Source organism: Vibrio sp. NFR, assembly GCF_027587095.1.
In the GTDB taxonomy this organism is placed as follows: domain Bacteria; phylum Pseudomonadota; class Gammaproteobacteria; order Enterobacterales; family Vibrionaceae; genus Vibrio; species Vibrio harveyi.
In genome coordinates this window covers 44,594-67,211 of record NZ_JAPPTN010000005.1, presented here as the reverse complement: position 1 = coordinate 67,211, position 22,618 = coordinate 44,594, and the positions used below count along the sequence as shown (strand labels likewise).

The 22,618-nt window shown below is 45.9% G+C and carries 17 protein-coding genes and 1 tRNA gene; 7 read left to right on the top strand and 11 right to left on the bottom strand.

The features are described 5' to 3' along the window. Window positions 1–35 precede the first annotated feature (35 nt). Window positions 36–614: a malate synthase gene (locus tag OH463_RS11005; RefSeq protein WP_009696876.1), complete on the bottom strand. Its 579-nt coding sequence runs from the start codon at window positions 612–614 to the stop codon at window positions 36–38. Window positions 615–788: 174 nt separating this feature from the next. Here OH463_RS11005 and OH463_RS11000 point away from each other — a divergent pair, with 174 nt between their 5' ends. Beyond that, a complete protein-coding gene (locus tag OH463_RS11000) occupies window positions 789–2,345 on the top strand; it encodes a DUF3612 domain-containing protein (protein ID WP_009696875.1) in 1,557 nt (518 codons plus the stop codon). Between the two features lie 378 nt (window positions 2,346–2,723). Here OH463_RS11000 and OH463_RS10995 read toward each other — a convergent pair whose 3' ends face one another. Continuing rightward, window positions 2,724–4,082, bottom strand: coding sequence for a diguanylate cyclase (locus OH463_RS10995; protein WP_005453344.1), 1,359 nt, complete (start codon window positions 4,080–4,082; stop codon window positions 2,724–2,726). Window positions 4,083–4,229: 147 nt separating this feature from the next. Here OH463_RS10995 and OH463_RS10990 point away from each other — a divergent pair, with 147 nt between their 5' ends. Together OH463_RS10990 and OH463_RS10985 are read left to right on the top strand one after the other, a co-directional pair. Then, a complete protein-coding gene (locus tag OH463_RS10990; protein WP_017188540.1) occupies window positions 4,230–4,838 on the top strand; it encodes an alpha-ketoglutarate-dependent dioxygenase AlkB family protein in 609 nt (202 codons plus the stop codon). 69 nt (window positions 4,839–4,907) lie between these two features. Then, window positions 4,908–5,993 carry a DUF3541 domain-containing protein gene (locus OH463_RS10985; RefSeq protein ID WP_029789596.1) on the top strand — a complete coding sequence of 362 codons (1,086 nt, stop codon included), beginning with the start codon at window positions 4,908–4,910 and terminating at the stop codon, window positions 5,991–5,993. A gap of 39 nt (window positions 5,994–6,032) precedes the next feature. Here OH463_RS10985 and OH463_RS10980 read toward each other — a convergent pair whose 3' ends face one another. From OH463_RS10980 to OH463_RS10970, 3 genes are all read right to left on the bottom strand, one after another. Further along, entirely contained in the window at window positions 6,033–6,830 is a 798-nt protein-coding gene (locus OH463_RS10980) for a helix-turn-helix domain-containing protein (protein WP_005453337.1), read from the bottom strand. Window positions 6,831–6,931: 101 nt separating this feature from the next. Next, window positions 6,932–8,206, bottom strand: a complete 1,275-nt coding sequence (locus OH463_RS10975; protein WP_017188539.1) for a sugar phosphate nucleotidyltransferase — start codon at window positions 8,204–8,206, stop codon at window positions 6,932–6,934. Between the two features lie 208 nt (window positions 8,207–8,414). Then, complete coding sequence (locus OH463_RS10970) at window positions 8,415–9,623, bottom strand: NupC/NupG family nucleoside CNT transporter (RefSeq protein ID WP_005432553.1); 1,209 nt, start codon at window positions 9,621–9,623, stop codon at window positions 8,415–8,417. Window positions 9,624–10,184: 561 nt separating this feature from the next. Here OH463_RS10970 and OH463_RS10965 point away from each other — a divergent pair. Continuing rightward, a tRNA-Leu gene (locus OH463_RS10965) sits at window positions 10,185–10,268 on the top strand. A gap of 29 nt (window positions 10,269–10,297) precedes the next feature. Next, entirely contained in the window at window positions 10,298–10,909 is a 612-nt protein-coding gene (locus tag OH463_RS10960; protein WP_009703776.1) for a DUF2913 family protein, read from the top strand. Between the two features lie 97 nt (window positions 10,910–11,006). On the opposite strand, the gene OH463_RS10955 is transcribed toward OH463_RS10960, so the two are convergent. Both OH463_RS10955 and OH463_RS10950 read right to left on the bottom strand, forming a co-directional pair. After that, window positions 11,007–12,407, bottom strand: coding sequence for a tryptophanase (locus tag OH463_RS10955; RefSeq protein ID WP_269991253.1), 1,401 nt, complete (start codon window positions 12,405–12,407; stop codon window positions 11,007–11,009). 296 nt (window positions 12,408–12,703) lie between these two features. Further along, a complete protein-coding gene (locus OH463_RS10950) occupies window positions 12,704–13,948 on the bottom strand; it encodes an NADH:ubiquinone reductase (Na(+)-transporting) subunit B (protein WP_269991252.1) in 1,245 nt (414 codons plus the stop codon). Between the two features lie 169 nt (window positions 13,949–14,117). Here OH463_RS10950 and OH463_RS10945 point away from each other — a divergent pair, with 169 nt between their 5' ends. Then, window positions 14,118–14,525: a cystatin gene (locus OH463_RS10945; RefSeq protein WP_269991251.1), complete on the top strand. Its 408-nt coding sequence runs from the start codon at window positions 14,118–14,120 to the stop codon at window positions 14,523–14,525. Between the two features lie 47 nt (window positions 14,526–14,572). Here OH463_RS10945 and lhgO read toward each other — a convergent pair whose 3' ends face one another. The 3 genes from lhgO to OH463_RS10930 all read right to left on the bottom strand — a co-directional run bounded on the left by lhgO (window position 14,573) and on the right by OH463_RS10930 (window position 19,030). Beyond that, complete coding sequence (lhgO, locus tag OH463_RS10940) at window positions 14,573–15,799, bottom strand: L-2-hydroxyglutarate oxidase (protein ID WP_269991250.1); 1,227 nt, start codon at window positions 15,797–15,799, stop codon at window positions 14,573–14,575. An 8-nt stretch (window positions 15,800–15,807) separates the two neighbouring features. Continuing rightward, entirely contained in the window at window positions 15,808–17,931 is a 2,124-nt protein-coding gene (locus OH463_RS10935; RefSeq protein WP_269991249.1) for a TRAP transporter permease, read from the bottom strand. 88 nt (window positions 17,932–18,019) lie between these two features. Then, window positions 18,020–19,030 carry a TAXI family TRAP transporter solute-binding subunit gene (locus OH463_RS10930; RefSeq protein ID WP_005374185.1) on the bottom strand — a complete coding sequence of 337 codons (1,011 nt, stop codon included), beginning with the start codon at window positions 19,028–19,030 and terminating at the stop codon, window positions 18,020–18,022. An 836-nt stretch (window positions 19,031–19,866) separates the two neighbouring features. Between OH463_RS10930 and brnQ the strand changes: the two genes are divergently transcribed. After that, a complete protein-coding gene (gene brnQ, locus OH463_RS10925) occupies window positions 19,867–21,177 on the top strand; it encodes a branched-chain amino acid transport system II carrier protein (RefSeq protein ID WP_045487086.1) in 1,311 nt (436 codons plus the stop codon). 63 nt (window positions 21,178–21,240) lie between these two features. Here the strand turns inward: brnQ and OH463_RS10920 are convergent, their stop codons facing one another. Further along, window positions 21,241–22,590, bottom strand: coding sequence for a sigma-54-dependent transcriptional regulator (locus OH463_RS10920; protein WP_045487088.1), 1,350 nt, complete (start codon window positions 22,588–22,590; stop codon window positions 21,241–21,243). Between the last annotated feature and the right edge of the window lie 28 nt (window positions 22,591–22,618).

The window sequence follows — 22,618 nt, the reverse complement described above, 5'->3', positions numbered from 1 at the left end:
GGGCTGGCTCGTTATTCTCTGTACTTCTTAACTCATTAATCAATGCTATAGCAGTAGCTTAAGAAGTAATCGTCGCCATTTTTCGCGGTGTACTCTTTGTCTTCACTGCACGCCATTGGCTTTCCTTTCTTATCGCCTTTGATTAAGCTGATCCAATGACGCATCGCGGTTGGTGCATTACCAATTAGCTCAGGGCTAAAGGTAGTACGCGTTTCCAGTTGGATGTCGTCAATGTCCATCAACTCCACACAACCCGTACCTTTGTGACAACCGAACATTACTTCAACGTGACTGCCTGATTCATCTTTGAATAGGATCGATTTTGGATCTTCTTTCTCTCCTGTGTACGCCACAAAATGCTTTGGACTTTTCAGACCACTGTGTGTGCCGTCCTTGAAGTACGCCATTACGTGTCTGTAGTCGATCACGTAGCTTGATACATCTTGGTGTGACCCACTCTCCAATGGGAACATACGGTCCAGTAGTTGCTTCGCCTTAACTTGCTTCTCGCTCTGCTGCTCAGCACTTACCGCCTCGACGGCAAATACGGCTTCAGCGATAAATGGGCGTTCTTGTTGTTGGATGTCTTTTTTATCGAAGTTCAGCATATTCATCGTCGTTTCCTCGCACTTAAACACTCTTCCTAGAGTAAAAACTTAAAACCTCTGTTTAAGTTTCAGGCAAATCTGTGAAGTTGATGGTTAATTTCCTTGCCTGCTCATTATGTAGACTAGCGAAATATTGACTACAATTTCACAACAAAAATTTTACAATGTGAATTTTACAAAATGTCTGTGTCAAAAAGTCTTATCCGCCAATCTCACTTCTTAGGAACGAAAATTCGTAACCTAAGGAAGAACAACCATTTAACGATGGAAGATTTGTCTGCGCGTTGCGTTAGGATTAATCCTGAATACGCTCCGTCAGTTTCTTACTTATCCATGATCGAACGTGGAAAACGCGTTCCGAGCATTGATATGTTGGAAGTGATTGCCGAAGTTTTCCAAAAAGAACCCGCTTGGTTTTTGGACGATGAACCAGAGCTAGAAGCCATTACCCCCAACAAAGGTAATCGTGGTGGCATCAACGGAATGGCGCTCGAACCAAGCTTTTTATTCTCTAACGACATCCTACAAATCGCGATACCGGAAATGCTCTCTCAAACCGGCATCACGGGGCGTCAGTTCGCTCATCTCTTGATTCGAGCGCATCAAGAGAACCACCAAAACCACTTCCCGGACTTAGAACGAGCGGCAGAAGAGGTTGGCTTAAAACGTCTTAATCTTTCGGTAGAGGATCTGATTGATATTGCGAAAAGCATGGGATTGGATATTCGCTGGGTAGACCGCGCGCCACAAGATGTGATTGATGAACTCGGTGTGAGTGCCAAGCAGTTGATCACCTCGTTTATGGAAGCACCAGGGACCATCTACCTCAACAAACGCATGCGAGACTACCCGACTCGATTGAAGTACGACTTAGCGGTATACATTGGGCACCGAGTGCTACACAGCAGTGACGGCATGAATAACGTGTTGTCGATTGGTCACCAGAACAACTGGGAACAAAGCGGTTCGCAGGTTTCTAACTCTGAACTCAACTCGCAAGATATTTTACAAGCGTGGCGCGATTTCGAGTCGAGTTTCTTTGCTGGGGCGTTGTTGTGTCCGAAAGTGCCATTTCGTCAGTTACTTGACCGCTCTGGCTATGAAATTGATGTTCACAAAAAAGCGGGCGTCTCGCCTTCTGTCGCGATGCGCCGCATGACGGTAGTGTCGCCATACCCACACTGGCATTACTTTGATGCCTATGGTCCGGGCAAACTGAAAGCCGTATATCGCGGTAATGGTATCCCTCTGCCTTGGGGAAACATGCGTAAAGTCAATGACCCTTGTCAGCACTGGGCGGTATTCCGCCGCTTATCACAACCGCTGGACACCAGCTCGGCGCAAATTTCGATTCTTAACGTCGGTAACGAACCCCGCATCTATTGCTGTGAATCGGTCAACGTATTTGACCCTGCAGGTAATAATCGCGTTCTGTGTGCAGGTATTGACCTCAATCCAGCGATTTCAGCCCAAGGTGGTGATGCGATTGCGATTGCTGAAGAGTTGAAGTCACTGTGTGTGTCTTCCGGTGGTAGTACTGTGATTCCACAGCACATCAAGAAAGATCTCACAACGATAGCCAAAATTCTCAACATCAATTGGATCGAACGAGGGATTCAAACTCAAGCAAGATTGATTTGTTCAAGAGGAGCAGTGTGTCCAAGGCAACCAAGTTGTTATAACAAGTGTGGCGAATCAGATGATTCGGGCGATGAGAGGCAAATTATTGAACTCTAAAAAGAAAAAACGCCAATCACAATGAGGTGATTGGCGGTATATACTTGTGAACAATGTGTATTCACTAACAACGTCAGTTGGCTAGGTGACCCTCGGCTTAATAAGGGTCACTCTGTATAAAGCACGATGCGTGCCAACTTTTAAAACTGCGTTTTTTCTTCGATCTTGATGCATATTGATGATTTATTAACCACACATTTTGCAAATCGCATTTGCAAAATGCAAACAACTGCAAAATATGCCACAACATGCATTGCTACTAATCCCTTTATCAGCAATGTCCTTTCTTAGTGATAAGAACGGCTTAAATGAAAAAGCCTCGCTAAGTGTGCGAGGCTTTCCGTTTAACTGTTTTAAGCGGGTGCTATACCATTCGTTTTAGCCGCCATAGTGTTTCTGTTGATACATTCGCTCGTCGGCGATTTTCATCATTTGCTGAGATGAAATCATTTCAGGGTCAAACATCGCGTAACCCATGCTGGTTCGCAGGTATATCAATTCTTCTTCATAGATCACCGGCGTTGAACACAAGGCAAACCTCAGTTTTTTCAACAACGCTTGAATGTTTTCTTCAGTCTTAGGGTTATGCACGATGATAAGAAACTCGTCGCCCCCCATTCGCGCCACAATATCTGATCGGCGCAATGTGCTTTTGATTCTTTCTGCACACGCCACCAACACCTTGTCCCCTGCGTCATGCCCATAGGTATCGTTAATATGCTTAAAATGATCGAGGTCGATGTTAACCAAGGCAAAGCTATAACGCTTTTTATAGCGCTTGGCGATCTCAAACTGCTGTTGATAAGACTTCATAAAGTAACGACGATTTGGCAGCTGAGTAAGCTCATCATGCAATGCACGGCTGTCCGCTACAATGTATAGGCGATAAATAACAATGAGCGCAATGCTCAAAGCAAGCACGATCGGATAGCCAACTAAACGCGCCATTTGTAATACATACCAAGGCACTTGTTGTTCTAACTCACCATTGGAGTACACCGCCAGACTCCAGCCACCATATGGGAAGAACACTTGCTCTTTGGCATAAATGTCCTCTTCTCTTCCCGGATTGCCAAAGATAACATCACCTAGCTCACCGCCACTGTCGTAGCCACGCATCGTCATTTGATATTGGTAAGAAAAATCAATGACACCCGTTTCTCTCAACAAACCATTGAAATCGATCACCGCACTAATAACGCCCCAATAGTCTTTATTAGTCGGAGGATCGCGGAACACAGGAACACGCACAATCAACCCTTTACCGCCTTGTACAAGCTCGACAGGACCGGCGATAAATATCTCTTCAATGTCTTTGGCTTTTTGTACCTGAACCCATTGAGTAGGCACGCTACGATAATCAAGACCAATCACACGTTCATTGCCCTTTCGAGGGTATATATAACCGACGACATCATTTTCTGCGATGCCAATAACAGTAATGTGATTACTTTTGCTTAAGATACGATTCGCCGCCAAATTCAGCTTGTGTGTTTCGCTGTTCGGCAGCAATGTGATAAGCGTAGCCAGAGTGCTGGCTTTATATATGTCAGCCATCAGTTCCGCTTCCAAATTGGAACGGAGCATAGAAAGTTGTTCTTTGGCCTCAACTTGAACTCGCTCTCGGTGCAGACTGAGCTGATTTTGGTGTAATAGCTCAATAACTCCAACGCACAGGGCAAAAAAAGTGAGGAAGAACAATGCAAAGTAACCTTGCTTCTTCGGTGAGTACCGCATCTGTTCCCCACTAACTCATGGCAAACCAAGAGTTTTCTTTATTTATTTATTTATTGTTAAAATACTTATTTACTAAAAGAATAACCAATAGCCATCGTAAAGGTAATAAATATTTGTTCATTTTATAAAAGAGAAAGGTAAAGTGAGATGCAGGTACAAGGCGATTTATTCAAAAGCTCATTTTGGCAAGAAGTAGCACAAGGCAAGATCTACCATGATCCTCACTTTCTGAGTCATTCAGAAGCCGACCATTACTTTTCCCAATTGCGAACAAGCCTACCTTGGCAACAAGAAAGCATCATGATGTTTGGTCGCTCAGTTCTACAACCTCGTTTGCAAGCATGGCACGGCGATGCAGCGTACACCTACTCCGGGCTCACAATGGTACCTCACCCTTGGACCACAGAACTTAGTGATCTCAAAGGACGCTGCGAAACCATTGCAGACGTTTCGTTCAACTCAGTATTGGCAAACCTATATCGCAATGGACAAGATTCAATGGGCTGGCACCAAGACAACGAACCAGAATTGGGAAGAAACCCGATTATTGCGTCGATTAATTTGGGGGAAACTCGTCGGTTTGTGCTAAGGAATTTACATTGTAAAACCCAAATAGAGTATGAACTCAGCCATGGTTCACTGCTTATCATGGCTGGTGAGCTTCAGCACCATTGGAAGCATGCTGTCCCAAAAACTGCAAAAACCAAAGGAGAACGCATCAACCTAACGTTCCGCCATATCGTGACTAACTATTGACTGAGCCATTACATACCGATAAAGCATTGATGGTAGGTTTGAATTCTGGCTTTCTAACGGAATGTGTATATGCGTATCAAACCTCTCAGCTTAGCCGTGTTGCTCTCATGCTCACTGGTTTTTCAGGCGCAAGCCTCTCAAGAGTCTCCAGCTTTGACCTATTCACAATCTGCTCAGTTGATCAAAAGTACCTATGAGTCACAGCTCTATACCTTACCAGCGTTTCGAGAAGGGCATTTCGGTCTTCGTATGTACCGCCAAACTTTGGATGATAAATACTTACCTGCGGTATGGACTGACATGGCGCAAGTTGCCAGCCGTTTAAATCGCTTTGCCAGCGATGTCACCACACCAGAACAGATTTTTCTGTATTCAGAGGAACGTTTAGCCAGCTACCATGACGACGAAGACGAACGCGGGCAGCGCCGTTATACCGTTACCAAACATCAACCAGAATACTTGTATTTAGGTGTTGATTTACTTGGCGCAATGGCACGAGCCGATGAGTATGGTTTAAAACACAAGCAAGACAAAACGCTGAGAAGCATACTAAAACGTTATGACTTTGCTCGTTACGCCACTGACCCCGCCATGATTGAGGCTTGGGCAGCTCAGTTGGCGAATCAGGTTTATTGGTTGCGTCAACTCGGCGAGCAAGATGTCGTTAAAGCGTTTACAGATGCATTCCGAAGCACCTACCCAGATAGCCTAGATAAGAAGCTCTCACCGCAACAATACGGCAATAAGATCTACGGCATGACACACATCATTTTTGGAGATTCTCAGTACTACCAAAAACAGGTTAACGAAGCCGATCATCAATGGATCTATGACTACTTTCGCGACAACATAGACACCATCATTCTCCGCTCAAAAGAAGATGTGATTGCTGAAGTCGGCATTACTTTCTTGTTGGCTGGTTTGGATAACGATCCGGTTGTTGGAAAAACGCGTCAAGCGATTCAAAGCGCCCTTAATACTGAGCAAGGCATGATCCCTTCTGTGGATGGTGAGTTCGACCTAACTTATGGTGAACACCGTAATGTCCTCGCGATCATGCTGTTAGATTGGCAAGGAGTGCATCAAGCACCGACGGTAAAAAACCAACCACAAGCGTTTAGTTCAGTACCATACGGATTGGTACCCAAGTCGTAATCGACCTTACTGAATCTAGTTTGAGATCAGGAAGCAGAGCTAAACACTCTGCTTCTTAAGCATTTGCTCGTAGCGAACCAAGCGAAAATCTTGAAATCCTTGCATCACGCTCCGGATCATTGGGTTCTCAAAAAATTGCCGGCTGGTTCCTGTGTAGAAAGTGATGCAATGACTTGAACAACATCGTTCTAAAAAACAATCTTCCATAAACTGATTCAAGCTATGATCCCGAATCGGGAAAAACACCATCAAATCTTTACTAATTTCAGCAATATGATTGAGTAATTGAGTTCGAATTGACTTGGTCAAAAATACAACGCTGACCAAGTAAATGGCGTTATTCTTCTGTTCATACACCACATGTCCAATCAGCATTTTTTGGTAATAGAAACAGTAGATTTTAGGTTGATGAAGCTCAAGCTCATTCAGAGTTTCGACAAGCTCGTTCCCATTCAAACGTTGATGGGAATCCATAACTAATGATCTATCTTCTCCTTCCAATTTATCCAAAGATACGTGACTGGTATGCGTGATCTCATACTCGTACACCGTACTTAAATTTTGGAAGTTGACCGGATGTTGGAGTGCTTTCTTAACACTCTTCAGCTCTTGAGTATCGTAGTGATATGGTTGCTGAAAGAAATGTGCAATCCCGAGACGTCGCAGTAACGTCGGCTCTATTTTCCTCCTCTCCCACTGGCTCAGCGTTGCTTGATTCAAGCTAGAGAATACACGGTGTGAAGAAGAAAGCAGCTCCGCCAAACTGTCTTGTGAGTATTTATATTTCTTTCTAAAGTGCTTCAATGCATCAGCAAATTGAAGTCGGTCGAACTGCATTTTTTCTCCTAGCCAAACGCCGTTAGTTTCGAAAATATGTATATTTACACACCAAATCTTGATTCTGTACGTCAATCACAATTCAACTCAAAATACCCGTATTACACGACGTTATCTGTAACGCCTTCGGGGTAATTCGCATGCAGTGGAGAAGCTTCTTGTTCAAAACCAACGCGACTGCCCCTCGGAATCACGACTAATCCACCATCCGTAATGTGAAAACGTTCTTTGTCTCTCTCCGGCTTTTCCCCAATCACGGTACCCGGAGCAATCTGAACATCTTCTTCAATGATAGTACGTGTAATGCGACTATTTTCTCCAATTTTGCACCGTCCCATTAATACGGACTCGTGCAGAATACTGTTTTTACCCAGCTCACAATCCACACCAATGACTGAGCGAATTGAACACGCCCCCTCAATATGGCAACCAGAAGCAATATAGCTGTCCTTAACGCGGACTTTGATCCCTTCAATATCGCAATATTGGCTTGGTCGTTGCGATTCAATTTGTCGGCTCAGCAACGCACTGGTAGATGGTTTGCTAGTATCACTTTGTTCCGCCAGCATCATCATTTGTAGTCGCCAATAATCATCAATGTTATTGACGTTGTGCCAGTACATAGGCGCTTGCTTTGCGTCAATCTCGCCGAGGTCAAACAACACGGTTTTTACTCTACGCGCAAGCAGTGCAACGATGTCCTTGGTCAAATCATGCTGACCATCCAGCTTCTTGGCATTATTGAACAAACCTTTGACCAACACGGGGCGCTGAAAGAGGTAATTTTCCGTTAATACCATGGCAAAGCCTGGTTTGTTTGGAATTTCTGCAGGAGTTGGTGGCTGGTGTTGAATATCAATGACTTGACGGTGTTCATCTAACTCAACGACATGATACTGAGACGCTTGTGCGACAGGAACCTGAGCCACAACTAACGTGAGTTCGGCATTTTGGATTTGATGGTAGTGCAACAAAGAAGAAATGTAATTACGATGGATTTGCTCACCACCGACCAGCAAGACATGTTCATCGGAGGGTCGATTGATGACATCTAAATGCTGCAATAAAACATCAGTCCAATTCTGTTGCAGCTTAGGTAATAACTTAGCTTGAGAATAAATGGGTTCGAGCACTTCGATTCTCGATTTGTAGTGCTGCCATGCATGCTTAAGGTGAGCAACTAACGGTGCGCAATAAAAACGACTGAGGACAAGATTACGCTTTATTCCTGCTTGAATGAGGTTGGTTAGCGAAAAATCAATTAAACGGTGAGAACCTACGAAAGGTGTGATGGATTTACAGCATGTTTGAGTGAGTGGACCTAGCCCTGTCCAACCTTTATCGGTTAATACTACCGATACGACTTTTGACGTCACGTACGACTTCCTTATTCTATTAATAAATTAGAAAGTAAATGCAAACCGTACGCAAGCACTATTCAATCCTGATGTGAATTTACTCAATAATGAATATTGTCGAGCAATAGCCTACCTAATATTTAACCTAGCTCTCATTCAAATAATTTATAAAATAAAACCCGCCGAAGTGGCGGGTTTTGAATGGCTGTTTATGTGGGGGCGTTCCTTATAACGAGATAAAGATACCTGCTAAACACGCACTCATTAAGTTCGCTAATGTACCAGCCGCTACCGCTTTGAGACCCATGTTCGCTACATCTTTACGACGTTCTGGAGCCATCACACCGATAGAGCCAAGTTGAATTGCAATAGAACCGATGTTCGCGAAACCACACAGCGCAAACGTGATGATCACTTGAGTGTGTTCAGTCAGCGTTGCTTTATGTTGTACGAAGTCGATGAATGCAACAAATTCGTTCATTACGATTTTCTGACCGATGTAAGAACCTGCCGCTAATACTTCGTGACCCGGAACGCCGATTAACCAAGCGAGAGGGGCAAATAGGTAGCCAAAGATCGCTTGTAGCGTGATGCCCGCAAAGCCGAACATTTCGCCTAGGTTTTCCAGACCCGTGTTCACCATTGCAATCACACTCACAAATGCGATCAGCATCGTACCTACCGCAACCGCAACTTTCATACCGCCCATCGCGCCACTTGCTAGCGCGTCGATCACGTTGCTCTCTTCAGACTTATCCAATTCGATGTTGTTGTAATCGCTTGGCGTTTGACGCTCTGGCACAATGATTTTTGCCATCAACAGGCTACCTGGAGCAGCCATGAAGCTCGCTGCGATTAGGTATTTCAGCTCTACACCTAGACCTGCGTAACCACCTAGTACACTACCTGCGACTGACGCCATACCACCAGCCATTACCGCAAACAGTTCTGAACGAGTCATGTTTTGCAAGAAAGGACGGATAAGAAGTGGCGATTCGCCTTGAGAGAGGAAGATGTTACCTGTTGCAACAAGAGATTCTGCTTTGCTGGTCCCCAAGAACTTTTGGATGGCACCACCGATAAATTGAATCACTTTTTGCATGATACCCAAGTAGTAAAGGGCAGAGATAAGAGCGCTGAAGAAGATGATGATAGGAAGAACGCGAACCGCGAAGATGAAACCAGTAGAAGCGAGGTCACCGAAGAGGAACTTGATGCCTTCATCGGCAAAACTCAATAACCCAGCGACACCATTGCTCAAACTGGCTAACGCCGCTTGTCCCCAAGGGAAGTAGAGCACCAAGGCTGCGAAACCCATTTGAAGCAGCAATGCTCGAGACACGGTTTTCCAATTGATTGAAGAACGGCTCTCTGACAGCAGGAACGCACAACCTAATAGTGCAACAATACCAAATAGACTAAATAGAACACTCATGAATCGGACCTACTGAACGTTGAAAAAGAAAGGAATGCCAAAAGCATTGGCAGAAGAAAGGGACAACGCATCGAGTGACAACGCACTCGTAGATCCAAATTGAAGGAAGAACGGATAGTTCGACATCTTATTTTTACCTTATACAAGCAATTGAACGTAGCTGGTCCGGTCCGTGGGGTCATTCACTGCTGGAGAGCTCTCGACTCTTCCTGCTCCATGTGACGGCTTGTATGGGTAAGGGTCCTGAACAACGAACCCTAATTCCCGCTTAAACGGGTCGCAAGTATAGCCAACAAAAAGAGATATTCATCACATTTATTTACGCAAACGTTCAAGCGTTCATAATTTAAGCAAAGATGCTATTTTGTGGTCATACTTGTAGGGAAAATAGGGGTATTAGGAGGGTGACCAATAGTGAAATCACCAAAAATGAACAATAAATGTCCAATCGAACACCAAAGACCAAAAATGAGCAATTTTGCTCTCGCCAATCTATGGATTTTGGATATACAATTTGGAACGCTTCATTTCGAAGCCTCTGTGTATTCAGAGCATCATGATGCCGAGATGGTGAAATTGGTAGACACGCTAGCATGAGGTGCTAGTGCCTTAGGTGTGAGGGTTCGAGTCCCTCTCTCGGCACCATTCCTTTCTTTCAAAGAATTTAGAGTGTAATGCAAAGTTCTAAACAGGCAAAACAGTCCGCTGACGCTAATCAATTACTTAGCGAGCTTGCGGTGCACGCCTTATTACACCTGCACTTCAAAATCCACGCATCATCGCGAATTCTTCCTCTTAAAGAACGTAACGACCTACTGCAAAAATGGCTTAAGCCTAAGCTCAAAAGTAATCGCTACAAACTGATTAAAAAGCCATTAAAGTCTCTGACTCAACAGGCAAAAGGGGAAAATGGCAATCTAGAAGCTTTACTTGAACGTTGTGTAGGTGCCGATAAACCTAGTAACCCACAACCTCACCTCGATAGCTACCTACTGCTGATCAACGAAGTCGAAAAGAAATTAGGTACGACGGTTCTGCTTTCTCGTCCTGAAGATGTCGATTTATCCCACGACCAACATGGTTGTTTGCTATGTGTTCTGTCTGATAACTTAAACCAACACTTCGACGATAATAACGCCTTAATCGCACCTATTTCGATGCTTTTCCGTGGACCTATGAGTCAACGTTCTCTGTTCTTAGGTAGTATTTATGCCAGCAATACCTTCAATTACGAAGTGCTGTACCAAGACGAGCAGTTTGTGCGAATCACGCTGGATTTAGCATAACTCGACACCCAGATGAGTTAAAAAAGCCGCGAAGTTCGCGGCTTTTTGCTTAATTAACGTTTATCAATCTCTGACGTATCGACAACCCGAAGAGTTCTCAATCCAGTTCGCGGAAACGAGCCGTAAAGTGGCGAAGTACTGGAGGTTCGTATTCAAACGTCAATCCTTTTAGTTCATCAGCACGATTCTTCAACTCGATGATCGCATCGGCGATGTAATCCATGTGATCGTTGGTGTAGACACGACGTGGAATGGTCAAACGCATCAACTCAAGTTCTGAAGCTTTTTGTTTACCCGTTTCCGGATCTCGACCAAGCAACAGTGAGCCAATCTCTACCGCACGAATGCCTGCCTCTAAATACAAGGCATTACACAGTACCTGTGCAGGGAATTGATCCGCGGGGATATGCGGTAAGATCTTCGCCGCATCAACGAAGACAGCATGACCACCTGTTGGGTATTGAATTGGAATACCCCCTTCGCGTAGACGTTCACCCAAATATTGTACTTGGCTAATACGGTAGTGAAGATAGTCTTCATCCGCACCTTCATACAACCCGCGAGCCAAGGCTTCCATATCACGACCCGCCATACCACCGTAAGTGACAAAGCCTTCCATCGGTACACATCGTGTTTGAACCGCTTGGAAAAGCTCTTGATGATCGCGAATACAACACATACCACCAATGTTCACCATCGGGTCTTTCTTCGCAGACATAGTGAGCATGTCGCCGTATTGGTACATCTCGCGAATGATTTCGAGAATCGATTTGTTCTCATAACCCGCTTCACGCTGCTTGATAAAATAAGCGTTCTCACAGTAACGAGCCGAATCAATCACCACAGGGATGTCGTACTTGGTTGCGATTTCGTACACGCTGCGCATATTTTCCATCGACACAGGCTGACCACCAGAGCTGTTACACGTTACCGTCGTGATGATCGCACAGATATTGTTAGAACCGTGTTCTTCAATCGTTGCCACCAGCTTATTGAGGTCAAAATTACCCTTCCAGTCGTATGGTGTGGTGGTATCAAACGCTTCTTCCGTCACCACGTTAATCGCTTTACCGCCATTGAGTTCAATGTGACCCGCAGTGGTATCGAAGTGGTAATTCGAGATAAATACGGGCGTTTCACCACCGCGAACCTGACGCATACGCTCAATCAAAGCTGGGAATAGAATTTGCTCCGCCCCGCGACCTTGGTGCGCTGGCACAGTAAGCTTGTAACCAAAGAAATGCTCCACCGCATCGCACAAGTTGTAATAGTTACGACTGCCAGCATAGGACTCATCGCCCATCATGATGCCTGCCCACTGATTGTCACTCATAGCACCAGTGCCAGAGTCGGTCAGCAGATCGATGTAGACATCATCACTACGAAGAAGAAATGGGTTGAAGCCCGCTTGTTTAAGGGCAACTTCTCGGTCAGCCAAGGTCGTCACTTTGATTGGCTCTACCATTTTGATACGGAACGGTTCTGGGATACGTTTCATTGTTAATTTCCTTATACGCACGACCCTACGCACTTAAGCGTAAGATTAAAAACAAACTGATAAATTGCTTTTCAATGCGGAAGCATTGAGGAAATTAACGTGCAGAGATTTTGCTAAGAAGAGACAAGCAGTAGTCTAGGTTGTACCAGAACGACAGCACCAAACGGCTATCGAGAATATCCTTAATTCTCATCGTCTTCGTCCTCCTGATAAAAAGAAAAGCCAGAAACCCCATGTCTCTGACCTTTTCAATATAGTGCAGTTTTCAACCAAATTTCAGTGAAGCTTACCTCATTTTACGAAGGTCTCACCCTTTTCATTCTGCGTTTGATGTTGTTCTCTTTGACCATGTAGTCGAACAAAGGAGCAAACAAGTTGGCAAACAGAATCGCTAACATAATGCCTTCCGGATAGGCGGGGTTGAGTACACGGATAAATATCGTCATCACACCAATCAAGATACCGTAAGCCCACTTACCACCGTTAGTGAACGCAGCGGATACTGGGTCTGTCGCCATAAAGAAGGTACCAAACGCAACACCACCAATCACAAAGTGCCAGTAAAACGGCATAGAGAACATAGGATTAGTATTCGAGCCAATCGCATTAAGCAGTAGCGATGTCACAGCTAACCCCACAAAGACCCCAGCAACAATTCGCCACGAAGCGATCTTCATAAAGATCAGCACCAAACCTGTGAGCGCAATCAACAAGGTCGAAACTTCCCCCATTGAACCCGGAAGGTTACCAACAAATGCATCCATCCATGAGATTGGTTGGTCCGTCATGTTGTTCGTCAAAGCACTTTGACCACCTTCATACCATTGGCTCAGCGGTGTAGCGCCAGAGTAACCATCTGCCGCAACCCAAACAGCGCCGCCAGACATGTTAGCGGGATAAGCAAAGTACAAGAACGCGCGCCCAGCCAATGCTGGGTTTAGGAAGTTACGCCCCGTACCGCCGAAGATTTCTTTCGCCACTACGATGCCAAAAGTGATACCCAACGCGGCTTGCCACAATGGGATGGTAGGCGGGAGAATTAAAGCAAAAAGAATAGAACTGACAAAAAAACCTTCATTCACTTCATGTTTACGAACGATAGCAAACAGCACCTCCCAGAACCCACCAACCACAAACACTGTCGCGTAGACAGGCAGAAAGTACGTGGCGCCGACAAGCATTTTACTTGCCCAACCTGCTTGGCTTGCGACTTCTACCGAGCCCCAAACCCAGCTTAGCCCCCAAGAGGCATCAATGGCTTGCTGCGCTGCCACTTGGTCAAGGACATAGAGCAAAGCGTCGCTGGATTGTTGCCCTATGTTGTACATACCCCAGAACATCGCAGGGAAAACGGCTAACCACACCATGATCATGATGCGCTTTAAATCGATGCTGTCTCGAACATGGGTAACGCCATGATTCACTTTACCCGGCGTATAAAAAAGGGTTTCAACAGCTTCGAAGAGTGGGTAGAACTTGTGATACTGGCCTCCTGGTTCAAACTTTGGTGAGACCTTTTCAAAATAATGCTTCAGACTCATAACGTCTCCTCCTCTAAAGAGTGTTACGAATAGCCATCGAAAGGCGATCGTTTTTAACTCTTTCATCTTTCCGATACGTATCTATGAGCTGTTACGGAATGCCTCGTGATTATGTAAACCGTGAAAGTCGTGCTTATACTCAATCAATAGCAAAACAACGGAGTGAATTATGAAGTTAAGGATGATGTGGACGGCTGTTTTGGTGTTATCTGCCCTGCCATTTGCAACCAGCACATTTGCAGTCGACAAACAAATGTCACCAGCTTTGAAGAAGAAAATGCAAGCCATCTGCAGCTCACAAGGTGGTATACCAGGTGGTTGGCAGATTGCGAAAGTTACACCAGATGCGGAGCGCTCACTCAGTATGATTCTGCATCAAATGAACGCGACGGATAAGCTAAAACAAATCAATGATGTAAGAACTCAAGTCGTTGGCGGCATACACTACGCGATGGAGTTTGAACTCAAAGACGGGGAAGTGTGGAATGCGATTGTGTTGCACAGCGCCCGCGGCGATTACATGATCGAAAGACACGCCAAGAAGGGCGAACTTTGCCCTAAAGATGGCAACTCCTAATTCCCAGATTCAAATACAACAAAGGCGACAGGTTAGTCGCCTTTGTTTTATACCATTTTCGCCTCTATCTTCTCATTCACTTTATCGCAAATATATTCCCCAATGGGCATTGCAGATGTCGCTGCGGGAGACGGTGCGTTGCAAACGTGCAGGCTTCTTGCGCTTTCAGCAAACAAGAAGTCATGAACCAAGGTACCATCAGACAACACCGCTTGCGCACGAATACCCGCAGGATATGGTTTGAGATCTTCCACCTTGATGCTTGGGCAGTATTTGTTGACCAATTTGAGATAGCCCGGCTTCCACCATGAGTTTTTAAACTCATCCAATCCGGTTTTTAGATGCTTTTGTGTCACCTTCCAGAAACCGGAGAATCTGAGCATTTGCATGGTATCTTGCAAGCTAAAGTTGACCTTGTCGTACCCTTCCCGCTTCCAGCCTTGCACCGCATTTGGACCGACGGTCACACTGCCGTCAATCATGCGAGTCAGGTGGACACCTAAGAATGGCAAATCAGGGTCTGGAATTGGATAAATAAGATGATTCACCACTTGGTCGTGTTTACTATCTAAGCGGTAGTATTCACCACGATAAGGGATGATTTGGAAATCGGTCGGAATAGACATCATCTTAGTCATGCGATCCGCCATCAAGCCGCTGCAAGTGACCAAGAACTTAGCATTGAGCTGCATGGTTTGACCGTCTGAAATACAGGTCAGTTGAACTTCTTCGTCCTTCTCTTCGGCAGCCACCACTTTGGTTCTCAGGCTGATTTGCCCGCCGAGCTTTTTGAACTCTTCCGCCATCTGCTCAGTGACCAAACGATAGTCGACAATACTGGTGGTTTTGACATAAATCGCGCCCAAGCCAGTGATGTTTGGCTCAGCCAGTTTGAGTTGAACTTCATCTAGTAGCTTTACGTCGATGCCGTTGACATGGCAGCGCTCATAGAGGGCATTCATGCGTTCGACTTCTTGCTCGTTTGTCGCAACAAGTAACTTGCCACAGTTCTCCACCGGGATATCGTGCTCTGCACAGAACGAAATGGTTCGCTCTACCCCACGCTTACAAAAATCCGCTTTTAAGCTGCCCGGAGCGTAGTACACCCCAGCATGAATCACACCGCTATTGTGTCCGGTTTGGTGCTTGGCAAAACCGGACTCTTTCTCAACCAATAAAATGGATTTGTCTGGGTGACGTTGTTGCAGTTGCCATGCTGTCGATACGCCGACGATACCGCCACCGACAATAATGTAGTCATAGACTGATTTCATACGACCTCTTATAAAACCGATAGTTGAGATTGTTGCAATTTGAACTTACGACCACTGTAAATGAACACCGCGACAAATACCGCGCAGCTTGCCACACGAACCAAGATTGGGATGTCGTGCCAAACCAGCAATGTACCCACCACTACCAACAAGAGACGCGTCAGAATGTTTAGAGGACCTTCCAAGTAGCCTTCAATCGCACCAATCAATGCATAGGTACCGATGATGGCAAAGAAACCCACGGTAATCACTGACGTCACATCCCAACTTACTAAGCCTGTGTAAGCAATCAACAGCGGTACAAGATACAAACCTTTGGCGATTTTCCACGCCATCAAACCAGTGCGCATTGGGGGTGTTTTCGCGATAGTTGCCGCAGCGAATGCGGTCAAACACACTGGAGGCGTAACGTTGCTGTCTTGCGATAACCAGAAGATGATGAGGTGAGCAGCCAGCAATGCCAAGCCTACCGCTTCCATACCCAAACTTTGCTCTAGTAGGGTTTCCATAAAGTCCGCAGGTACTAGCGCCACCATTTGTTTCGCGGTTTCCAACGCCATTGGTGCGTTAAGCAGTTCCAACTTTTCTGGCGCCGCCAACATAAAGATGGCTTTTGCTTGTTCAGGCAATTGACCCGATACCATCAATTCAAGCAATTGGTTCTCTGCAATCAACTTGTAAAGCGCAGGGGCAGACAGTGTACCCAATACAATATACGCCGCTGTCACAGGTAAACCCATACCCAAAACAAGAGAAGCGAGCGCAATCAGAACGATCATGATGAACAAGTCGCCATTCGCCCAACCGTCGATCATCAATGAGAAGGTGTTGCCGATGCCCGTTGTACTGATCACGTTGATCACCAAACCGATACCCACCAGCAATACGGCTGTTGTCGCCATGTTTTTCGCACCTTGCGATAGCGCTTCGATGATCGCTTTTGGTCCCATCTTGTGATCTTTCGAGAACCAAGACGCCACCACTACTGAAATGATCGATAGACCAGCAGCGTAAGTTGGCGTAAAGCCTTGAACCAACAAAGTAACCAATACCGCCAGCGGGATAAGGTTGTGCCAACCGCTGATCAACACTTTTAATAGAGACTCATCACTGGTCGTGATCTTCTGAACGCCGCTGCGTTTGGCTTCAATACGCACAAAGAACGCAACAGACAAGAAATAGATAAGAGCAGGAATGAAAGAAACCGCAATGATATCAACATAAGGAATTTGCGTGTAAGACGCCATGATGAAAGCACCCGCCCCCATCACTGGTGGCATCAACTGACCACCTGTCGACGCTGCAGCTTCAACCCCCGCCGCAAAGCGCGAAGGGAAACCTGCTTTTTGCATTAAAGGAATACTGATAACACCGGTGGAAACCGTATTTGCCACACTTGAGCCAGATACTGAGCCCATCAAACCGGAGCCAATCACTGCGATAAAACCCGGACCACCAATGATTTTGCCAGCCGCAGCACGTGCCACATTGATGATGTAATCACCAACACCAGAGCGAACGAGAAACGCACCAAACAGAATGAACATGAATACGAAAGTCCAACTGATGCGCGAAATAGAGCCAAACATGCCCTCAGAGGAATAGAAACTGCGGTAGAGCAAGGTTTCCATGCTCAAACCCGGAAAGTGGAAAATACCTGTTGCCCACTTACCCCAGAGCACAACGTAACTGAGACACACCACAATCAGCACTGGAATAAACCAGCCCATGGTGCGTCGAATCAGCTCAATAACAATCAGAATTGCCATGATGGCGAAGACCCAATCGCTGGTCACGAACTTCACACCGCGTTCGTACAGCGCATCTTCGGCATAGGGAATGTAGAGCAAACACGCGACCGCGCCCATAGCAATTAACACATCGATACCGAGTGCAATCTTACTCTGCTTGAGAGAGATATGAGCCGGATACCAAAGCGCACAAATCACCGCAAAGCCAGCAAAGTGGGTCGCGGAAATCCATAACTCTGGTAACGTCGATAAGGTATTAAACCAAATGTGCAAAGCAGACAACACCACGCCAAACACTGTAATTGTGGTGGTTACCCACGGAAAATCAGTGCGCGTGGGCAGCTCAAACTTCTGCAATTCCTTTTCTATTGAGTCGCTCATCTCATACTCCAAGCTCTGGCGGCTTTTTCCATCTTAGAAATCGGTAGGGATAAAATGCCCCGAGCCGAAACTCGGGGCTAAGTAGGCGTTATTTCGCCATTAGATCTGATGGGATTTCGATGCCCATTTCTTTGTAGTAACGCGCTGCGCCTGGGTGAAGAGGCACTGGCAAACCAGCAATCGCTTTCTCAATCGCCATTGCTTTTGTTGCTTTGTGGATGCCTTGTAGGAACGGCAGGTTCTCGTAGATCGCTTTGGTTAGCTGGTAAACGTCTTCTTCCGAGATATCTTCACGAACAGCCAAGAAGTTTGGCTGTGCAATGGTGGTGATCGGTTTATCTAGACCTGGATAGGTGTTCGCTGGGATCTCGTACTTCGTCCATAGGTTGTAGTTACCGTTCGCCTCTTTAATCTGCTCATCGGTAAACGAAAGAATCGAAATGTCTTTACCCAACGCAGCAAAAGCTTGAGTAACCGCACCAACAGGTACACCTGCAGGCGTGTTCATGCCGTCAATGGTACCGTTTTGAAGTGCGCTCGCGCTGCCGCCGTAGCCCATGTAAGCAAGATTGAATTTATCAGGGTCGACCTTCAGACCTTTCATGATTTGGCGACCCGAGTTCTCAGTACCAGAGTTCTTCTTACCGATAGAGAACTTCTTGCCATCTAGGTTGTTCAGGTCAGTCACTGTGCCAGTTTTTGCTAAGTCAGAGCGAACAATAAAGTGCTCAACGTTTTGCCACAGCATAGAGACTGAACGCAGCTGCTCTTGGCGACCGCTCTTCTCATAAGGACCTTCACCAGACCAAGCCCACGCACCATAAAGACCTTGTAGAATCGCGAACTGTGCTTCGTTTTCGTTCAGCAGTTTGACGTTTTCACCAGAGCCCGCAGAGCTGATTGCAGAAAGGGAGAAGTGGTGCTTTGGTGCCAATTTCACTTTGCTTAACGTCGCCAACGCTACGCCCACAGGGTAGTAAGTACCACCTGTCGATGCCGTTGCAAGAATGTAACTACGATCTTCTGCCGCAGCGTTAGCAGCAATACCAAAAGAAGTCACAGCGACAGCCAAAGCTTTTACCAGCTTATTCATTTTCATTATTACTCTCCGTGTAGTCGTTTCACGATTGGGGATTTACATCATGTTAAATCTTTATTAACAACAAATTCCCTAAAGCAATTGAAATGCCAACTTTTAAGTCATTGTATTTATTGACATAAGTACAGAAAGACATCAAAAATGAGCAAAATTATGCTGATTTGATAGCAAAGCGATGAGCAAGATCTTGCTTATTCAAGAGGAGAAGGTTGCACGCCTAGATCGCAAAAGGTTAATAAAATGTGATCAAGACAAAATAAATGCACGATTCACTAATAAGCAATATTTTGCCGATGCAATTTTGGATTGAACTGCAACTAATGAGCGTCTTAACAATAAGAAGAAAAAGCGCATCATTCTAAACTGCTCACTTTACCAGCGGAGGTTTATAGCCTAAACGACTACAAATAGCACAAAAATACAGCAAAACAAGCCATGTTAATGAAATGAAAAGTCATTTATTCTAATTTTGAGTTTAAAAACCAGTTCGATCCACCAGTTCAGAAACAAACATTGACCGTATCAACTTATTTTCTACTTCGGGGTTGTGCCAATAGCCTCATGTTCGTTAGGGTAACTACACACCAAGGCAAACGTATTCCTTGGTGCTTTTTTGTCACTAAGGATCACTCATGTCAGCAACTGCGCAATCACAATTCGCTTTAAAACGCCCATCTGGCGTTGCTGCTGCGATCCTCCTGCTCTCTCTGGAACTGATTCAGAGCTGACAGGCTATATCTAAACTTTCTGTCAGCTTGAGAAGAAGCTGACGGGAACACCACATACTCCTCCCATTCCTTTCAGTTTCTTCCAAGCGAAACATAAGAGGAATAACAATGTTAAGCGCACGCAATATCGCCGCTTTGGGCTTCATGACTTTCGCCATGTACTTAGGCGCGGGTAACCTGATCTTCCCTCCATTTTTGGGTTACCAAGCAGGTGAAAACTTTCTGAGCGGGATGTCTGGCTTCCTCTTAACGGGCGTAGGTCTGCCTGCAATGGCACTGGTGATGGTCGCTATCGTAAACGGTTCAGACAAATTAACCGCCGCCCTACCTAAACCTTTGGCGACCAGTTTTTGGGTAATGGTATTTATCGTGATTGGTCCTGCATTCGTAATACCACGTGCGATTACCGTGGCTTACCAATTTAGCTTTGCACCAATGTTTGGTGATGCCGCTTTGGTACCTTTCACAATTGCTTTCTGTGTTATCACCATTTTGTTTGCGCTATACCCGGGCAAATTAGTCGACAACCTAGGCAAGATCTTAACCCCGGCATTGATGGCTATTTTAGTGATCATGTCTGTAACCGCTCTGGTTTATCCAGCCGGCGAGCTTACTACTGCAACGGGACCATATGTATCTGGCGCATTTGCTGAAGGCTTAACCCAAGGCTACATGACCATGGACGCGCTAGGTTCTATCGGTTTTGGTTGGATCATCTTCCGAGCGATTCGCAGCATGGGTGTGGATTGTCCGAAAGCCACCGCAAAATACACGCTGATCGCAGCTTTGATGTACGCCGTTGCCATGGCATTTGTCTACATCTCATTGGCTTACATTGGTTCGACAAGCTCATACTTGGGTTCTGAGTTCAGTAACGGCGGCGACATCTTAACGGCATTCACCTTCAGCCACTTCGGCGCATTTGGTTCACTATTACTAGGTGCCGTGATGGTATTGGCGTGTTTGACTACTGCTATCGGCGTAACCACAGCAGGCAGTGAGTTTTACGACAACACTTTCAGCAAAGTGAACTACAAAGGCTGCGTGATCACGACCATGGTATTGGCAGGTTTGATCGCTAACGTAGGTCTAGAGCAACTATTGGCTATCACATTGCCAGCCGTTGTGGCGCTTCACCCAGTAGCGATTGCATTGATGATCATGGCACCAGTGCGTAACAAGATGTCGCAAATCATGGTCGTCGCGACGGCGTTCACTGCTCTAACGTTTGGTTGTGTTGATGCGCTGCACATCCTAGGTTACATGCCAGAAGCCGCAAACCAATGGTTAGACAGCAACATGCCGCTGTACCACTACTTTGCAAGCTGGATTGTTCCGACGATTGCGATGGTGATTGTGGGTGTCGTCTTTACCCGTAAGGCAAACCAACAACACACCGAGTTGGTAAACCAAGCGTAGATTAGCGAGCACCTCAACAAAAAATACTTCAATAAAAAACGGCTTCCTCAGAAGCCGTTTTTTCTATGTATAGTCAGAGCGATTTAAACCAAACTTCTGCATCTTTTGGTTGAGGGTTCGGCGCGGTAAATCTAGCTCGACCATCACATCCGTAATTCGTCCTTCGTGTCGAACTAGCGAGTCATGCAGCACTTTACGTTCAAAGTTGTGTAGCTGAATCGCCAATGGAACGCCTGCTTGTGTCTCTTCGGTTGTAGAAGATGGTCGGCTGGAGAGAATTTCCATCACGGAGACGGTTTCATCCAGTGCAAAACGCATCGCGACATTCCTCAGCTCACGCACGTTACCGGGCCAAGCGTAAGCAAGAATGGCTTTTCTATCGGCTTCACTCAGCGGACGACTCCCTGGATTACTTTTCAGAGCAAAGTGTTCGAACAAGATCAACGCGTCTTCTTCTCGCTCACGTAGTGGTGGCAAATAGATCTGCGCCACATTGAGGCGGTAGTACAAATCCTGACGAAACTCGCCATGATCATTGAGATCTTCTTTCGCAGCGGCGATCACTCTCAAATCAACCGAGATCTGTTGATTGCCCCCAACGCGCTCTACTGTATGTTCCTGTAATGAACGTAAGACTTTCACCTGCATAGACAGTGGCATACTCTCGATTTCATCAAAGAATAAGGTGCCTTTATCCGCGTATTCCAATTTACCAATGCGCTTTTTACCTGCCCCGGTAAATGCCCCTGCTTCGTGCCCAAACAGCTCACTTTCAAACAGGTTCTCAGGAATAGCACCACAGTTGATTGGCACAAAATGATGGGGGCTGCGTTGGCTTTCATTGTGCAAACTGGTCGCTACCAGCTCTTTACCACAACCTGTTTCACCGTAAATAATCACGTTAGTATCAATGCGCGCTAACTTGGCAACTTGTTCTCTAAGCTGTTGCATCACTCGGCTTCGCCCAATCAACACTTCTTCTAAGCCGCTAACGCTAGACAGATACTCTTGGCGATCTTGAGTAGAAGTTTGTGCGCGATAACTCTCGACCGCATCGGTCACTCGCTGGGATAGGCGCTCAGGTTGGAAAGGTTTCTCGATAAAATCGAACGCACCGTTTTGCAACGCCCCTACTGCCATATCGACATCACCATGTCCGGTGATCAAGATAACCGGCGTTGGAATGTGATTGGCAATCAGGCTTTCTAGTATCGACAAGCCGTCGGTGTCCGGCAGGCGAACATCACTGACAATCGCATCAAATTCTTGGCTAAGAATGGCGGCTTTGCCCTCCTCCCCCAAACTAAACGCGGTCACGTCGAACCCCGCGAGTTGCAACCACTGACTGGTAGCCTGACGAACAATGTCATCGTCTTCGATAAGTGCAATTTTAGGGATGTCGTCAAAAGCCATGAGTTACTGCCTGCTTTATGGGGTGGGA